The 14,762-nt window shown below is 66.6% G+C and carries 17 protein-coding genes and 4 tRNA genes; 11 read left to right on the top strand and 10 right to left on the bottom strand.

Translation table 11 applies throughout. The features are described from left to right. Positions 1 to 142: 142 nt before the first annotated feature. Positions 143 to 802 carry a phospholipase D-like domain-containing protein gene (locus tag BJ981_RS12655; protein ID WP_184611053.1) on the bottom strand — a complete coding sequence of 220 codons (660 nt, stop codon included), beginning with the start codon at positions 800 to 802 and terminating at the stop codon, positions 143 to 145. Between the two features lie 37 nt (positions 803 to 839). Between BJ981_RS12655 and BJ981_RS12660 the strand changes: the two genes are divergently transcribed. The 6 genes from BJ981_RS12660 (at position 840) to BJ981_RS12685 (ending at position 4,467) form a co-directional block, all read left to right on the top strand. Then, positions 840 to 1,061, top strand: a complete 222-nt coding sequence (locus BJ981_RS12660; protein ID WP_184611055.1) for a hypothetical protein — start codon at positions 840 to 842, stop codon at positions 1,059 to 1,061. A 25-nt stretch (positions 1,062 to 1,086) separates the two neighbouring features. Next, the gene (locus BJ981_RS12665; protein ID WP_184611058.1) at positions 1,087 to 1,425 is read left to right on the top strand and encodes a hypothetical protein; all 339 of its coding nucleotides are present in this window, start codon (positions 1,087 to 1,089) and stop codon (positions 1,423 to 1,425) included. Next, positions 1,418 to 1,555, top strand: a complete 138-nt coding sequence (locus BJ981_RS12670; protein ID WP_184611060.1) for a hypothetical protein — start codon at positions 1,418 to 1,420, stop codon at positions 1,553 to 1,555. Before BJ981_RS12665 ends, BJ981_RS12670 begins: the two co-directional genes overlap by 8 nt. Positions 1,556 to 1,688: 133 nt before the next feature. Next, positions 1,689 to 3,032, top strand: a complete 1,344-nt coding sequence (locus BJ981_RS12675) for a replication initiator (protein ID WP_184611062.1) — start codon at positions 1,689 to 1,691, stop codon at positions 3,030 to 3,032. Beyond that, complete coding sequence (locus BJ981_RS12680; protein WP_184611064.1) at positions 3,029 to 3,217, top strand: helix-turn-helix domain-containing protein; 189 nt, start codon at positions 3,029 to 3,031, stop codon at positions 3,215 to 3,217. The genes BJ981_RS12675 and BJ981_RS12680 overlap by 4 nt, the downstream gene beginning before the upstream one ends. Further along, positions 3,214 to 4,467, top strand: coding sequence for a site-specific integrase (locus tag BJ981_RS12685; protein WP_239139797.1), 1,254 nt, complete (start codon positions 3,214 to 3,216; stop codon positions 4,465 to 4,467). Before BJ981_RS12680 ends, BJ981_RS12685 begins: the two co-directional genes overlap by 4 nt. 1,171 nt (positions 4,468 to 5,638) lie before the next feature. Here BJ981_RS12685 and BJ981_RS12690 read toward each other — a convergent pair. Then, a tRNA-Lys gene (locus tag BJ981_RS12690) sits at positions 5,639 to 5,710 on the bottom strand. Positions 5,711 to 5,933: 223 nt separating this feature from the next. On the opposite strand from BJ981_RS12690, the gene BJ981_RS12695 reads away from it, so the two are divergent. Beyond that, positions 5,934 to 6,368, top strand: coding sequence for a PspC domain-containing protein (locus BJ981_RS12695; RefSeq protein ID WP_239139796.1), 435 nt, complete (start codon positions 5,934 to 5,936; stop codon positions 6,366 to 6,368). Here BJ981_RS12695 and BJ981_RS12700 read toward each other — a convergent pair. Further along, positions 6,365 to 7,657: an MFS transporter gene (locus BJ981_RS12700; protein WP_184611066.1), complete on the bottom strand. Its 1,293-nt coding sequence runs from the start codon at positions 7,655 to 7,657 to the stop codon at positions 6,365 to 6,367. The genes BJ981_RS12695 and BJ981_RS12700 overlap by 4 nt on opposite strands. Positions 7,658 to 7,874: 217 nt before the next feature. Further along, the gene (locus tag BJ981_RS12705; RefSeq protein ID WP_184611068.1) at positions 7,875 to 8,216 is read right to left on the bottom strand and encodes a metallopeptidase family protein; all 342 of its coding nucleotides are present in this window, start codon (positions 8,214 to 8,216) and stop codon (positions 7,875 to 7,877) included. Positions 8,217 to 8,372: 156 nt separating this feature from the next. Here BJ981_RS12705 and BJ981_RS12710 point away from each other — a divergent pair, with 156 nt between their 5' ends. From BJ981_RS12710 to BJ981_RS12725, 4 genes are all read left to right on the top strand, one after another. Then, positions 8,373 to 9,989, top strand: a complete 1,617-nt coding sequence (locus BJ981_RS12710; RefSeq protein ID WP_239139795.1) for a metallophosphoesterase family protein — start codon at positions 8,373 to 8,375, stop codon at positions 9,987 to 9,989. A gap of 84 nt (positions 9,990 to 10,073) precedes the next feature. Beyond that, positions 10,074 to 10,146, top strand: a tRNA-Glu gene (locus BJ981_RS12715). A 107-nt stretch (positions 10,147 to 10,253) separates the two neighbouring features. Further along, a tRNA-Asp gene (locus BJ981_RS12720) sits at positions 10,254 to 10,328 on the top strand. A 26-nt stretch (positions 10,329 to 10,354) separates the two neighbouring features. Then, positions 10,355 to 10,428: transfer RNA gene (locus BJ981_RS12725), tRNA-Phe, on the top strand. 101 nt (positions 10,429 to 10,529) lie between these two features. On the opposite strand, the gene BJ981_RS12730 is transcribed toward BJ981_RS12725, so the two are convergent. The 6 genes from BJ981_RS12730 to BJ981_RS12750 all read right to left on the bottom strand — a co-directional run bounded on the left by BJ981_RS12730 (position 10,530) and on the right by BJ981_RS12750 (position 14,762). Beyond that, a complete protein-coding gene (locus BJ981_RS12730) occupies positions 10,530 to 11,198 on the bottom strand; it encodes a hypothetical protein (RefSeq protein ID WP_184611072.1) in 669 nt (222 codons plus the stop codon). 70 nt (positions 11,199 to 11,268) lie between these two features. After that, positions 11,269 to 12,540 carry a tyrosine-type recombinase/integrase gene (locus BJ981_RS12735; RefSeq protein ID WP_184611074.1) on the bottom strand — a complete coding sequence of 424 codons (1,272 nt, stop codon included), beginning with the start codon at positions 12,538 to 12,540 and terminating at the stop codon, positions 11,269 to 11,271. Then, the gene (locus BJ981_RS12740) at positions 12,540 to 12,716 is read right to left on the bottom strand and encodes a helix-turn-helix domain-containing protein (protein ID WP_184611076.1); all 177 of its coding nucleotides are present in this window, start codon (positions 12,714 to 12,716) and stop codon (positions 12,540 to 12,542) included. The genes BJ981_RS12735 and BJ981_RS12740 overlap by 1 nt, the downstream gene beginning before the upstream one ends. Next, the gene (locus BJ981_RS39125) at positions 12,709 to 14,103 is read right to left on the bottom strand and encodes a replication initiator (protein ID WP_311745742.1); all 1,395 of its coding nucleotides are present in this window, start codon (positions 14,101 to 14,103) and stop codon (positions 12,709 to 12,711) included. The genes BJ981_RS12740 and BJ981_RS39125 overlap by 8 nt, the downstream gene beginning before the upstream one ends. 100 nt (positions 14,104 to 14,203) lie before the next feature. Continuing rightward, positions 14,204 to 14,326, bottom strand: a complete 123-nt coding sequence (locus BJ981_RS38035) for a hypothetical protein (protein WP_260324633.1) — start codon at positions 14,324 to 14,326, stop codon at positions 14,204 to 14,206. Between the two features lie 79 nt (positions 14,327 to 14,405). Further along, on the bottom strand, positions 14,406 to 14,762 hold the full coding sequence (locus tag BJ981_RS12750) for a hypothetical protein (protein WP_184611078.1): 357 nt from the start codon (positions 14,760 to 14,762) through the stop codon (positions 14,406 to 14,408).

Consider the following 14,762-nt stretch of genomic DNA (forward strand, 5'->3'; position numbering starts at 1 on the left):
GAGCGCGCGGGCAGTGCTGGCCGCGACCGGCCGGAGAGCCGCAGCGCGGCCAGCGGCTGCCCGACGCGCGGCAGGCCGCCGTAGGCGGGCTACCCTTGACAGACGTACACAGACGTACAGATAAGTTACTTTCTGATCTTGATCAGGTGCCTTGGTCGTCGGCCTGCCCGAATGGGGCGGCACGGGCCCAGGTGTGGTCGATGCTGGTGAGGTAGGTCGTTGCGGTGCTGGTGTCGTCGCTGGCTTGGATGTGCATGACGGGGGCTTGGGCGGCGGGGGTGGCGTAGGCGTGGAGGTTGATCAGGAGGTTGTCGTCTGCGCGGTAGATGGAGTTGTAGAGGACCGTGCGGTGTAGGCGGACCTCTACGCCTTCGGTGGCCTGGAGCGGTTCGTAGAGTTTGATGGCGTTCTTGATGCGGGCGATCATGAGGTCGGGGCCGATGCCTTCGTCTGCTCCGCGGGCGGTGACGTGGGGGCTGGTGGGGTCGCCGAGCATGATGCGGACCTGGGCGCCGGCTTGGGCTCGTTCGGTGATGATCTGGAGGATGCCGGCGTTCTCGGCGAGGAACAGGCCGCTGTAGACCAGGATGTCAATCTGGTGGCGGGCGGAGGCGAAGAGCTGGCGCCAGAGGGGCTGGGGGACTGTCCAGCGGTGGGGGTAGACGGCTTTGATGTCCCGTCCGATGGGGCGCTGCGGTTTGGCGGCTTCGGGCGCGGTCCTGGTCGCCGTGTCGATGCTCGAACGCCGCTCGTCCGTACCCCGTCCCATGCCGTCTACGGTTCCGTCCTCGGTGACGGCCACCTCGTCCCCGTCCTCAACGGCATCCGTCCCATCGTCCTTGACGGCCCCGGCGCTCGTCCCAGGCCACCAGGACGGCCAAGACGAGCCATCAGGACCGTCTCCGGAACTGCTCGACTACGCCCGCAAGGTCGCCACCGACCACCAGGCCCAGCACCACAAACCGATCAGCAGGGACGCCCTGCGCGCCCGACTCGGCGTGTCCAACCAGCTCGCATCCGACCTGCTCCGCCACCTGGGAACCGCGAACGTATCGACCTGACCACCTGACGAAGGGGGAACACCACATGACCTATGACCGGACCGCCTACATCTCCGGCCTTCGCGACCTGGCCGACTTCCTCGACACCAACCCCGGCTTCCCCACCCCCTGCCAGGCCGTCACCGCCTACTACATGCCCGAGCGCGCCACCGACGATCAGATGCGTGAGGAAGTCGACAAGATCGCCGCCTACCTGGGCAGCGAGGTAGACCCCAACGGGATACCCGGCGGCCACTACCGCACCTCGATCCGATTCGGCCCTGTCGAGTACCGTGCCGCGGCCGTCCTGGCCAAGGTTCGCGCCCGCTTCACCGCAGAAACGAGTTACGCCGGATGCGTTATCCCCGACAGCCCTGATGAGTGAGAGCGACCTGGCGTATGAGGTGATCGTCATCCGCTACCGCTGCTGTACCTGCAACGGCACCGGACTCGACAGCCTCGGCGCCACCTGCGCCGACTGCTTCGGCACCGGCATCGACGACCACGGGGCATAGCCCCGGCGCCCCCGGCCTGGCCGCACATCCGCCAAGACACACGCCAGGTCGGGGGCCATCCCTCCACCCGAACGAGTGAAAGGAGGACTCCATCTTGCCCGCAACATCCATTGCCCCGCACGCCATCGCAGGGATGATCGCCCGCCTCGACGCACCCGACTACGACCGGTGGGCCGCCCAGATCCGCAGGACCGGGGGATGCCGCCAACCCATCAACATACGCGGCACCGTCACCCACGTCGACCCCGCCACCGGCAAGCGCCTGCACACCTACACCACGCACACCGAACCCGGCGGCATCCTGCGCCTGCCCTGTAAGACCCGCCGAGCCAGCCGCTGCCCTGCCTGCGCCAAGACCTACCGTGGCGACACCTACCAGCTCATCCGCGCCGGTCTAATCGGTGGCAAGGGCGTCCCGGCCTCGGTCAGCGAACATCCGTGCCTGTTCGTCACCCTGACCGCGCCCTCCTTCGGTCTCGTGCACACCAGACGAGAGCAGGGCGGCAAGGTCTCGCCCTGCCGCCCCCGGCGTGACGCCAGGCCCTGCCCACACGGACGCGTCAGCTCCTGCATCGCCCGCCACACCGGCGACGATCCGCAGCTCGGCGAACCCCTGTGCCCGGACTGCTACGACTACACCGGCTCGGTGCTGTTCAACGCCACCGCCTCCCTGTTGTGGGCCCGCTTCGCCGACGCCCTCCGCCGCCGACTCGCCACAGTCGGTGGACTCAGGCTGTGCGAACTTCGCCAACACCTGGTCGTCTCCTTCGCCAAGGTCGCCGAATACCAGCGCCGTGGCGTCGTCCACCTGCACGCCGTCATCCGCCTCGACGGGCCTGATGGACCACCCTCACCGCCACCACCCTGGGCCACCAGCGACGTCTTGACCACAGCCGTACAAGGCGCTGCCCTGGCCGTCTCCGTCCGTATCTCCACCACCGCCCACGACCCGGTGCAGGTCCTGCGGTGGGGGCGCCAGCTCGACATTCGCCCCATCACCACCAACGGCGGCCTGTCCGAACAGAACATCGCCGCCTACATCGCCAAGTACGCCACCAAAGCCGCCGAATGCTTCGGTACTCTCGACCACCCCATCCGTCCCCTGGAGGACCTCGACGCCCTCGGCCTGCGCGACCACCCCCGCCGACTGATCGCCGAGTGCTTCCGCCTCGGAGCCCTGCCCCGTCTGGCCGAACTCCGCCTCACCCACTGGGCCCATATGCTCGGCTACCGCGGCCACTACTCCACCCGAAGCCGCCGCTACTCCCTCACCCTGGGCCAACTCCGCACCATCCGCATGGACCACGTCCGGCAACAGGAAATCGCCACCGGCCATCTTCCCTTGTTCTCGGACGACACCCCTCTCAAGGTCGCCCGCTGGCGCTACGTCGGAAGAGGGCTGCCCGCCGGTGACGCCGTCCTTGCCGATGCATTGACCGGCGGATCTGTTGCGGCAGTCGAGGGGGTGAGCGCGTGACCAAGCTCCTGCTGACCGTGTCTGAAGCGGTGGAAGCGCTGTCGATTTCCCGCGCCAAGCTCTACCAGCTCATGAATTCCGGCGCCGTTCCTTACCTCCACATCGACCGATCCCGGCGCGTCCCCGTTGCTGGCCTTGAGGCCTACATCGCGGGCCTGCTCACGGAAAGGGAGAACGCGGCGTGACCAGATCTTCCGCTACTCCTCCGAACGGTCGGGCAGGAGATGAGCCGGCCAGCAAGAAGAAGGGGGCCAAGCCGCAGACCAAATTGCGGGACGGCGTTATGAAGCGCGGGAACACCTGGTCGTACGTCATTCGTGTCAAAGACCCGGAGACCGGAATAAGCAAACCCAAGTGGGTGGGCGGATTCGTGACCGAGGACGAGGCCAAGGAAGCACGGGACGAGGCCCGGGTGAAGGCACGTCGTGGCGATTACGTCGACCGGAACAGGGTCACCGTGGCTGAGTATCTCGATGACTGGATCGAGACGCACGCGATGGAGATCAAGCCGCGGACCCTCAAGGACTACAAGATGATCATTCGGCTCTACGTGCGGCCCAACATCGGCAACATGCGGTTACAGGCGGTCCGGCCGAGCACGATCACCAAGCTGTACGGCCACCTGCGAACCAAAGGCAGCAAGGATGGGAAACCGCTGTCGACACGATCGGTCAACCACGTGCACGCCGTGTTGCGCAAGGCGTTCGGTGACGCGGTGAAAGTGGAAGAACTGCTCACCTCCAATCCAGTCGAGCGGGCCAAGCGGCCGAAACACACCTATACCGAACCGGGGAGCGTCTGGACTCCTGACCAGCTTCGGACCTTCCTGTCCATCGCGCGGTCGCACCGGCTGTTCGCCTTCTTCCACCTGGCCGCGTACACCGGTGCTCGACGTGGTGAGCTGGTCAACCTCCGCTGGTCGAACGTCAACCTCGATGGCAAGGTGATCACCATTGCCGGGTCGGCCGGCATCATCGACGGCGAACGCATCGAGGGAACCACGAAGAGCGGGCGGATCCGCGTCGTCAGCCTCGACGACGAGACCGTTGCCGTCCTCAAGGCACACAAGTCACGGCAGGAGGTCGACGAGGACACCGCGGACGACGAATGGCAGGGAGAGAAGGACCCCTACGTCTTCACTACGGGCCTCGGGCGGCCGATCTACCCCGACACCGTCACCCAGCTCATCAGAGATCTTGTGAAGGCGTACAACGCCCCTGCCAAGGGACGAACGCCGTCACCACCGCTCCCGCTCGCCCGCCTGCACGACCTTCGCCACGTTCACGCGACCACACTCCTGCTCGCTGGCGTTCCGGTGCATGTGGTCGCCGCACGCCTCGGCCACGCCGATCCCGCGATCACACTCAGGGTCTATGCGCACGTGATTCGATCTGCCGAAGCGTCGGCGGCTGACATCTTCGCCCACGCGCGCTGAGACCGGCCCCGTAGAGGGCGATTTCCTTCGCACCATGGCTGTGGTGGCTGCCCGGCTCTTGGCTGTAGCGATGGATGTACAGCCAAGAGCCGGGATCGCTCTGCGTCTACCGGTCACGCATTTGCCGGGGCGGTTACCCGAGGGCCCCGGATGCTCCGTTAGGCGCTGCAAGCAGGACGGTGATGCGCCGCCACTTGACCTTGCCCGTAACTGCGCTGAGAGCTCTAAGGAGAGAGCGGATCAGACTCACGAGCCAAAGCAGCATCATGATCAGTGCCGCTAAGAGGAGCGAGTCGTCCTGAGCCAAAGAAGAGATGTTCACCATACCTCCGGTCGTTGGGACCGAAGGAACCCACGCAAACCCGTAGACGTCCAGCCAAATGTACACGCTTATTTGATCATGACGTCCGCGGGGTAAATAGGGTGTACTCTTTCTAGGGTGTGAGGGGGGAGCGCGAGTTCCTCCGATGATTGGCATGCCTGAGACCACGTTGAAGCGATCGCGAGTCACCTCAACGTGGTCTTTCGGCTCTAGGTAGAGTATCGCAAGTTACCCGTAGCGCCGTGCGGATCACAGTTTAACTACGGCCACATGTCTGCCCCCACTTGAGGCCTAGATCTGCATGCGTAAGCGGTGCCCAACACAGTTGATGACTCGATGGGTGGCGTTGAAGAACGACTCACCGGACTTTCGATCTCCCCGTCCCAATAATGGCTGGTTGCCAAGGCGATCGTCGTGCTGATGGCGGTCCGGGCTCAGCGTCGGTTACGTCTCACCAGATGAGCATCTTATGGTGGCCATGGCCGAATGTAGGTTAGGGACAGCGCTGCAGCGGCTTCAGGGGGCGTCAGAGAAGCTGTGCAGCGGCGTCCGGACCCACCTAGGGCGGCCAACACGTCCTACCCAAGCTACGTAGACAGCCATGCTGGAGAGTAGGTATGTCCTCGCGACCATGCTGCTGCTCGCCGGTGTGGTGGCGCATGAGGTTCTGCCCACCTCGGTCATGCCGACCCCGTGATCACGCTCAGGGCTACGCGCACGTGATCCGATCGCTGGTGGCGTCGGCGGCCGACGTCTCGCCCGCGCGCTGAGACGGCCTGTAGACCGTTGTTAGCAGAACTGTTAGCAAACACCCTTGCAGGCAGACCGGCCCGTGGGTGTTTGTGCAGGTGGGCCGCCAGGGACTCGAACCCTGAACCTACGGATTAAAAGTCCGCAGCTCTGCCATTGAGCTAGCGGCCCGGTACGTGTTGCAGGGTACGAGAGTACCGCGCATCGTGCGAGTGGCTTGCCGGTTGCCGGGGGATGTGGGTGCGTCCGGTGGCCGGGGTGTCACTCAACTGGTTCCCTGTCAGGGGTGGGTCGAAGCGTCGGGGAAGGGGCGAGGGGGGTTCAGGGCGTCACCAGGGTATGGCCAGGGGGAATCCCGATGTGCGAGGAGCGGCCCTAAGGGCAGTCTTGAGACATGAACGAGATGAACATCCACGGCCACTCCACAGCCAAGCAACTGCGCCGCACCCGTGAGGGCAGGATCGTCGCCGGTGTCTGCTCCGGCGCCGCCGAGTTCATCGGTGTCGACGCCAACGTCCTGCGGATCGGGCTCGCGGTCGCCACCTTCTTCGGTGGGCTCGGGGTCGGCATCTACGCCGTCGCGTGGCTGCTGATCCCCGAGGAGAACAAGCCGACCTCGATCGTCCAGGACCTGATCGGCAAGCAGAAGAGCGACCCCGGGTCGGCGTGGCACCAGGCCGCGGCGTACTGGGAGCAGGGCGTGAAGAGCGCCCGTGGCGCCCGTACCCCGCAGGACGCCGCGCCGTCGTACGCCGACCAGTACCCCGCGCCGGGACAGCAGCAGGGCCGTGCGGGCTCGCCGGCGGACGAGCGTCCCACGAACCTCTAGCCCGCCTGGGTGCGGACCTTGGTGATTATCTCGGCACGGGACTCGGCCCAGAGCATGGCGAGCAGCGCCGCGACCGTGAGCCCGGAGGCTCCGGCGAGCGCGACCACCGGCTCTGGGCCCAGCGCCTGGGCGGCGGCGCCTCCGGCGAGGATGCCGATGCCCTGGGCCGCGAGCAGCCCCGACTGCACGAGCCCGAACGCCTGCGCCCGCCGGTTCGGCGGCACGCATTGGACGAAGGCCGCGTTCGCGGCGAGCTGGTAGGCGCCTCCCATTCCCGCGAGGACCCACAGGAAGAGGACGACGGCCAGCGGCGGCCGTAGCGCGCATCCGATGAGCGGGGCGCAGCTGAGCATGGCCATCCACCCCATCACGCGCAGGCGTCCCGTAGGGGTCACGAGGCGGCTGAAGACGGCGGCCCCGATGACCGTGCCCGTCGGCATGGCCGCCATGAGGAGCCCGGTGATCAGCGTGACGTCCCGCGAATCCTCCCCCAGAGTGGCGGCGTACGGCACGGCGATGCCCTCGGGAAGCACGTAGAAGCCGCAGAGCCAGGCGAACATCACCAGGGTTCTGAGCCGCCGGTCGCCGAAGACGAGGCGGGCCCCGGCCTTCGTGGAGCTCCACATGGAGGCGTGGACGCCGTCCTCGGGGTCAGGCGGAGGACGGCGGCGCACACCGGCCGCGATGATCAGAGCGGACGCCAGGAAGGTGACGGCGTCGAGCGCCAGGCCGGAGTACGGCCCTATGGCGGCGATCACGGCGGCTCCGGCGGCGAACCCGAGCATCTGGACCGCCTGGTTGGTCATGTTCTGCAGGGCCGAGCCGGCGACGTAACGGTCCCCTTCGAGGATGTCGGGGAGGAGCGCCGCGCGGGCGGCCGTGAACGGCGAGCTGAGCAGCACCACGCAGAAGACGAGCCCGCACAGGACCGGGAACGGCATGCTGGGGACGGCCATGAGGCCGACGAGCAGCGCCCGCACGAGGTCGCATGTGATCATGATGCCGCGGCGGCCGTACCGGTCGGCGAGCCCCGCGAGAAGCGGGCCGCCGACGATGGTCGGCAGGTAGGTGAGGGCGTAGACGGCGGCGGTGGCGAGCGGGGAGCGGGTTCTCTCGTAGACGAGGAGCGCCAGCGCGACCTGGGCGAGCTGGTCGCCCAGAAGTGAGAGGCACTGACCGAGCCATAGCGAACGGAACTCGCCGATGGCGATGACCTCGCTGTACGTGGCCTGGCTTTCGGATGCGCGGCGGTGCCGCCCCGGCAGCCGACCTGGCCTCGTCGCCGCCATATGTCTCCGCTGGGCTCGCTGGGCCGTACTGACACACCGTGTTCAGTATGTCACCGACGGTGCCTGATCCGCTCGCGGTTGGCGAAGCCCGAGCGCGCGAGGAATGGCGCGGCAGTTCGTTCTGACCGGCTATTCACAGAAAAATGATGCCGGAGGTGGTGTGCTGTCCCGGCATTAGAGGCAATAGCTGGAATCCCAGCTTGTCGCGGCCGCGGACTCACCAGCCCAGTTCGTGGAGGCGGTCATCATTGATGCCGAAATGGTGTGCTATTTCGTGGACTACCGTTATCCGCACCTCCTCGATGACATCGTGCTCCGTGTCGCAGATCTCCAGGATCGAGTTGCGGTAGATCTCGATCCTGTCCGGCAGCACCCCCGAGTACCACTCGCCGCGCTCGGTGAGGGGGATCCCGGTGTACAGCCCGAGAAGTCCGGATTCGGGGGGATCGTCCACTACGACGATGACCACGTTCTCCATGACCTTGGCCAGCTCGGGCGGGATCGTGTCCAGCGCCTCGGCCACAAGCTCCTCGAACTTCTCCCGCGATACGTCGATCACCCTTCAATCGTGTCACCGCCCGGCCGCGGCGCGCGAACCAGGAGTCGCGCCCGGACCAGCGGTCCCGCCGTCCTGACGGATCCCGACACGCCTGTTGACTCGCGACTGCTATGAGTGCGCCCGCGTTTTCGGGTAGGCAGTAAGGCGATGAATTCCATGCGCTGGAGGGAAGCCGCGCGGCGGCTGAACGAGAGACGTGCCGTACGCGGGACCGGCCGGGTCCTTCTGATCGGCCTCGTCGCGTTGGCGGGGGCCTGGCTCGGGATCGCGATGGGCGCCAGTGTGAGCACCGCGGTGGGTCCGGCGCAGATAGGGATGAGCCTGCAGCCGTCCTGGCAAGGCCAGACCGTCCTGGACGTCCGCCCGCTCGGCACGCTCAGATTCGATTCTCATCACGGCCCGATCCGGCTCCGCCTGAGCCTGGACGGCATCCACGCCGACGTCGCCCAGCAGCTGCTCGAGAGCCCGCGCTGGGCCGAGACCCTGCCCGACCTCATCGAGGCCGACCTCCAGGCCGGCCTGCGCGAGCTGATCATCAGGTCCGCCCTCTGCGCCGTGGCCGGGGGCTTCCTGGCGGGCCTGGTCGTCTTCCGCGCATGGCGGCGCGCCCTGTGGACGTCCCTCGGCAGCCTCCTGGCCGTGGGCCTCGTCACGGCCCTCTCCGCGGCGACCTTCAACCCCCGCTCCATCGCCGAGCCGCGCTACACCGGGCTGCTCACCGGCGTGCCCTCGCTCATCGGCAGCGCGGAGTCGATCGTGACCCGCTTCTCCGAGTACCGGAACCAGCTCGCCAAGCTGGTGACCAACGTCTCCCAGCTCTACCACGCGGGGACCACGCTGCCGGTGTACTCGCCCGACCCGAACACGCTGCGGGTCCTGCACGTGTCCGACATCCACCTCAACCCCCTCGCGTGGAACACGATCCGCTCCCTGAAGGAACAGTTCAAGATCAACCTAGTGGTCGACACCGGCGACATCGCCGATCACGGGACCAAGGCCGAGAACAGGTTCGTCGAGGAAATCGGCAAGCTGGGAGTGCCGTACGTCTACGTACGCGGCAACCACGACTCCATGGGGACGCAGCGGGCCGTCGCCGAGCAGAAGAACGCCGTCGTGCTCGACGGCGGCGCCAAGACCGTCGAGGGCCTCCGGATCTACGGGGTCGGCGACCCCCGCTTCACACCGGACAAATCTGTCGACGTCAACTCGGACGCCTCGATGCTCGCCCAGCTCGGACGCGCCCACGCCGAACGGCTGGCGCTCGACACGACCGGCCGCAAGCCGTCCTCGTCCAAGGCCTCCCGCGGCAAGGCCGCCCCGACCCCCACGCCGTCCCCTGGGGCCGGTCCTGCGGCCGACAAGGCCGCGGGGAAGACGGTCGCTGACCTGGTCGCCGTCCACGACCCCACCATCGGACGGGCGTTCGGCGGGGCCGTGCCGCTCGTGCTGGCCGGCCACGTCCACCAGCGCTCGACCGAGATGATGCCCTCGGGCACGCGGCTGATCATCCAGGGTTCCACGGGCGGCGCCGGGCTGCGCGGCCTCGAACACGACGATCCCACGCCGATCCAGGCGTCCGTTCTCTACTTCGACCGGACCACACACCGCCTGCAGGCCTGGGACGACGTCACCCTCGGCGGGCTCGGGGAGCAGTGGGTGCAGATACAGCGTCACCTGGAAGCCGCCCCAGGTCGTACAATTCTGCCAGAGCCGGTTCCCACCCCGTCGCCAACGGGAGGGGGCACCGCCACCGTGACGCCGACCAGACGGTGACCGCTTTGGCATCGGGGCGCGAAGTCCCCTATGCTTCAGAAGTCCCCGACGGAAGACGTCACGGATCCAGGGCGAGAGTCCTGAGCCCCCATCGTCTAGCGGCCTAGGACACCGCCCTTTCAAGGCGGCGGCACGGGTTCGAATCCCGTTGGGGGCACGCGCGAGCCACGGCTCACCAGCACGACGGAAGGTCGAAGACCACCGAAGAACTGGTAGGCTAAGCGAGCGCAAAGAGCCAGGAGCGGCGCTCCGGGCAGCTAGCAAGGTCCTGTAGAGCAGTTTGGAGTGCTCGCCACCCTGTCAAGGTGGAGGTCGCGGGTTCAAGTCCCGTCAGGACCGCTCTGGTAGGTGTAACACCACCACCGGGTCAGGTAGCTCAGTCGGTACGAGCGTCCGCCTGAAAAGCGGAAGGTCGGCGGTTCGACCCCGCCCCTGACCACCCCTCCTGAACAGCCAAAACGCCCCGAGCCATCCGGCTACGGGGCGTTTTTGATCTCCAGTGACAGCAACCCTGACAGCAACGAGTCGCACGTTCGGGCGCTAGTACCAGTCGACTTCGCGTGCCATCTCGGCTTCGTACTCAGCGCGCTGAGAAGTCATCTCGGCTAAGTAGCCGTCCGCCGCATCGAGGAAGCTGGACACCCGGCCCATAGCTTCATGGAACCGTCTGATGTGGAGACGGCCGAGGTTGGGAAGCGTAGGAGCTCCGTGATTGGTGACGGGATAGCGGAAGTGCTCGGCGGAGGTCGGATCGAGCTGATCCAACTGGAGGAGGATCCTCTGGACGTTGTCTAGGTCATCATCAGACACCGCATCCCAGCGCTTCAGCAGGGGGCGCGCCCGTTCCCAAAGCGGTCTGATGTTGTGGGTTCGCAACTGAGCCTCTGAGGGCTCGCCAAACCAGCGGCGAAGGTCGTTGATCAACTTTTTCAGTACTAGCTCAGTGTGGTGTCTCCAGCAAAAAGCGAATGGAAAGACGAGAAGATCCTGACCGGCTCGGGTGCCGGATATGTGCTGAAAGATCACATCTGCAGCTTCCTTGAAGCCTTCCGTGTAGCCATGCCACTCGCCCTTCTGGAAATCGAGGCAGGCCACGAACCACCAATCGGGATCTTCGGCGAGAAGATCGTCGTCGGCAGTCGGCCATAGGGCTTCTAGCGGTTCGAAGTCGTCGAAGATCCCGCTAATGAATGGTTCGTTGTTCGTCATAGCTGCAGTATGTACGCATATGACTAAGGGCCTCGACTGTTTTAGTGACGAGGCCCTTAACCGCTTGCGATCAGCCCAGTGCCTCTCCGAGCTTGCCGAGGGCGGTGCGCTTGTCATCCAGGGAGGCGTGAGCGTAGATGGTCATGGTTACTTCGATGTCGCTGTGGCCGACGATGTCGCGGACGACCTGGGGCGGTACGCCGAGGTTGAGTAGGAGCGTGACGCAGGTGTGCCGTAGGTCGTGAAAGCGCATGTCGCCGAGGCCGGCCGCCGTGCGGATCGCTCCCCAGCTACGCCGGAGGTTGTCTGGCTCCATGGGCGTCCCACGGCGGGAGGGGAAGACGAGGCCGTATTCCTCCCACTCCTGCCAGCGGTCGGACCGTTCGGCGAACTGCCGCTTACGGTGCTCTCTGAGAGCTTCCACGCAGATCGAGGGGAGCGGGACGGTACGCGCTGAGTCTTCGGTCTTCGGCCGGACGAACTGAAGGCGGCCAGCGACACGCTGAAGGGTCTGCACGACTTCCAACTTTTCGCCGTCGAGGTCGACGTCTTCCCAGCGGAGCCCGAGCAGTTCGCCGCGTCGCAGGCCGAGGCAGAGCGCCAGGACGTACAAGGCGTAGAGCCGATGTTCCTGTGCAGCCTTGAGCACTGCACGGGCTTGGGGCACGGTGAGACCACGGTTCACCTTGTACTTCGGCACGGGGACTTTGACGAGCTTGGCCGCGTTCCGGGGGATGATCTCCTCTCTGACGGCGCACTCCAAGGCGTTTCGAAGCACGGCATGGACAGACTGAACCATCCGGGTCGACAGCCGCGACTCGCAGCACTGGCCTTTCTTGGCAGCACAGCAGACGGGCACCTCACGGGAGGCGTCCCAACCGTGCTTACAGCACTGACACTCGGTGCGAGTGCGGGTGACGAAGAGGCGAACATCCTGAGCATTGAGCTTGTTCAGCCGCCGGCTACCGAGGCCAGGAACCAGGTGGAGACGGACGACGCTCTCATAGCCCTGGTACGTCTTCGGACGCCGTTCTTCTTTGACGATGTGCTTGAGCCAGTAGTTCAGGTAGTCGCCGAGCGTCCAGTTCTCCGACGAGACGGGGATCCCCTCGTCGGCGTTCTTGAGGAGCTCCGTGAGCTTCTTTCGGGCCTCGTCCTGAGACCGGGCTGATCCCTGCACCCGCTTGACCGCGCCGCCAGTCGTAGGGACGAAGACCGCGTAGCCGTACCGGCCGTCCTTACGGGGCCAGATGCTGCCCTCCCCGTTCGACCGCTTCCTGATCCGCCGTCCCGAACGGCGCCTAGGTTCCTCGTCAGGGAGGCCAACGGTCGTCTTGGCCATCACGCCACCGCCTTGAGAGAATCGATGCACTCGACCAGCGAGTCGACCGGGACCAGGCGACGGCGGCCGATCTTTATGGTCTTGAGCTGGTTGGAGTGGATCAGGGTGTAGAGGATCCATCGGCTGATGCGAAGCCGCTCAGCGGCCTCGTCGAGGGTGAGCACGAGGTCATCCATCTGAGGGCTCCATATGGGTTGTGTCTTCCGGCAGGGGCATTCCGATCAGGGCGGCAGCTAGGACGGAGTCGCCGATGGACAGGCCCTTACCGGCGTACTCCCAGTGCGCGACGACGAGGACGGTGTCCTCGTCGAACAGGGGCAGGCGTCCGGTGCTGATCTCCTCGTCGCGCATGTGGTCGACGCGAGCGGCGCGCAGGGCGCCCAGGGTGGTGGAGTAGCGCCGTGACTTGGTGGAGAAGTGGCCGCGGAAGCCGAGCATGTGAGCCCACTGGGCAAGCCGTAGCTCGTTGAGCCGGTCGAGTTCGGCCAGGCGGAAGCACTCGGCGATCAGCCGCCGGGCGTGGTCACGCAGGCCCAGCCCGGTGACCTCTTCGGGTGAGTTGATGCGCCGGTCGACGGTGCCGACGCATTCGGCGGCTTTGGTGGCGTACTTGGCGATATAGCCGGCGACCGCCTGCTCTGTCAGTTCTCTGTCCATGGCGATGGGCCGGACGTCGAGCTGTGCGCCCCAGCGCAGGACGCGGGCAGGCTCACCGGCCAGCGCTGGAACGGGGACGCTGACCGCACTGGCCGCGTGCCGTACGGCTTGCGCCAGGGTGTCACGGTCAGCCCACGCCGGAGGCGGGGTGTGTGGTCCGCCGGGTCCGTCGAGGCGGATCACGGCGTGGAAGTGGACGACGCCGCGCCGTTGGTACTCGGCGACTTTGGCGAAGGAGATGACCAGATGTTCGGCCAGTCCCTTGACCGTCAGGCCGTGGAGCTTGGCCAGGTGGCGACGCAGCGCGAGGGTGAAGCGGCGCCACAGCTCAGGGGCCAGGGCGTTGAACAGCACGCTTGAGCCGTAGTCGTAACAGTCCGGGCAGAGCGGTTCGCCCAGGCGGTTTTCTTCGGCCCCGTGCCGGGCGGTGCAGGACAGGGGACGTCCGTGCGGGCAGGTGCCCGCGTCGCGCCGGGGGTGGCAGGGCAGGACCTTGCCGCCGTGCTCGCGCCGGGTGTGGACCGCGCCGAAGGACGGGGCGGTGAGGGTGACGAACAGCGCGGGGTGAGCACTGACGGTCTCGGGGACGCCTTTGCCGCCGGCCAGGCCCGCGCGGATGAGCTGGTAGGTGTCGGCGCGGTAGATCTCGGCGCAGGCGGGGCAGCGGGAGGCGCGCCGGGTCTTGCACTGGACGCGCAGGACGCCGCCGGGTTCGCGGTTGGTGTTGTAGGTGTGCAGGACGTGGCCGGTCGCGGCGTCGATGTGCCGGACCCGTCCGCGTAGGTGGATGGGTTGGCGGCATCCGCCGGTCGCGCGGATTTGGGCGGCCCAGCGGTCGTATTGGGGGTCGTGGAGTCGGGCGATGATGCCGGTTACCGCGTGCTGAGCGCGGGGGTTGGGGATGATGGGCGTGTCCCTTCCGGGTCTTTGCGGGTTCGGTTGGGGATGGCCCCCGACGTGGCGCGGAACTTGGCGGTTGTGTGGCCACGCCGGGGGCGCCGAGGCTCTAGGCCCCGTGGTTGTCTGCTCCGGTGCCGTCGCAGTCGCGGCAGGTGTCGGCCATGCTGTCGACGCCAGTCCCGCCGCAGGTGGCGCAGCGGTAGCGGACCACCGGAAGCGGTTCGGTCATCGTCCGTTCTGGGGTCTCCTGAGCCGGGGCGTGTTGTGAATGGTCGTCGAGATGGGCGCCCATGGTGGTGGCCCCTTGGTCAGGCGGTGGAGACGGCCGTGTGGTCGGGGATGACGCAGCCGTGGTAGGTGCTGAATGCTTCGTGCCTGGCGCGGGCGTCGGCGAGGATCGCGAACGCCTCGTAGCGGACCGGCCCGAAGTGCAGAGCGGTCAAGTAGTGGTCGTGAGCCAGGGCGCCGGAGTCGATCTTCGTGCCGCACAACGCGGCGATCCGGTCGATCTCAGCGCACATCTCCGCATCGGCCGTGCGCTCGGCGCAGTAGCCGATGGTGGTGGAGTACCTGGGCACGGGGACTTCGGGATTGGCCTCCAGGAAGGTGGCCAGCCGTCGTAGTCCGGTGATGAAGGCCGTCCGGTGGTCGGGGTCGACAGACAT

The sequence above is a fragment of the Sphaerisporangium krabiense genome (assembly GCF_014200435.1).
Classification (GTDB): domain Bacteria; phylum Actinomycetota; class Actinomycetes; order Streptosporangiales; family Streptosporangiaceae; genus Sphaerisporangium; species Sphaerisporangium krabiense.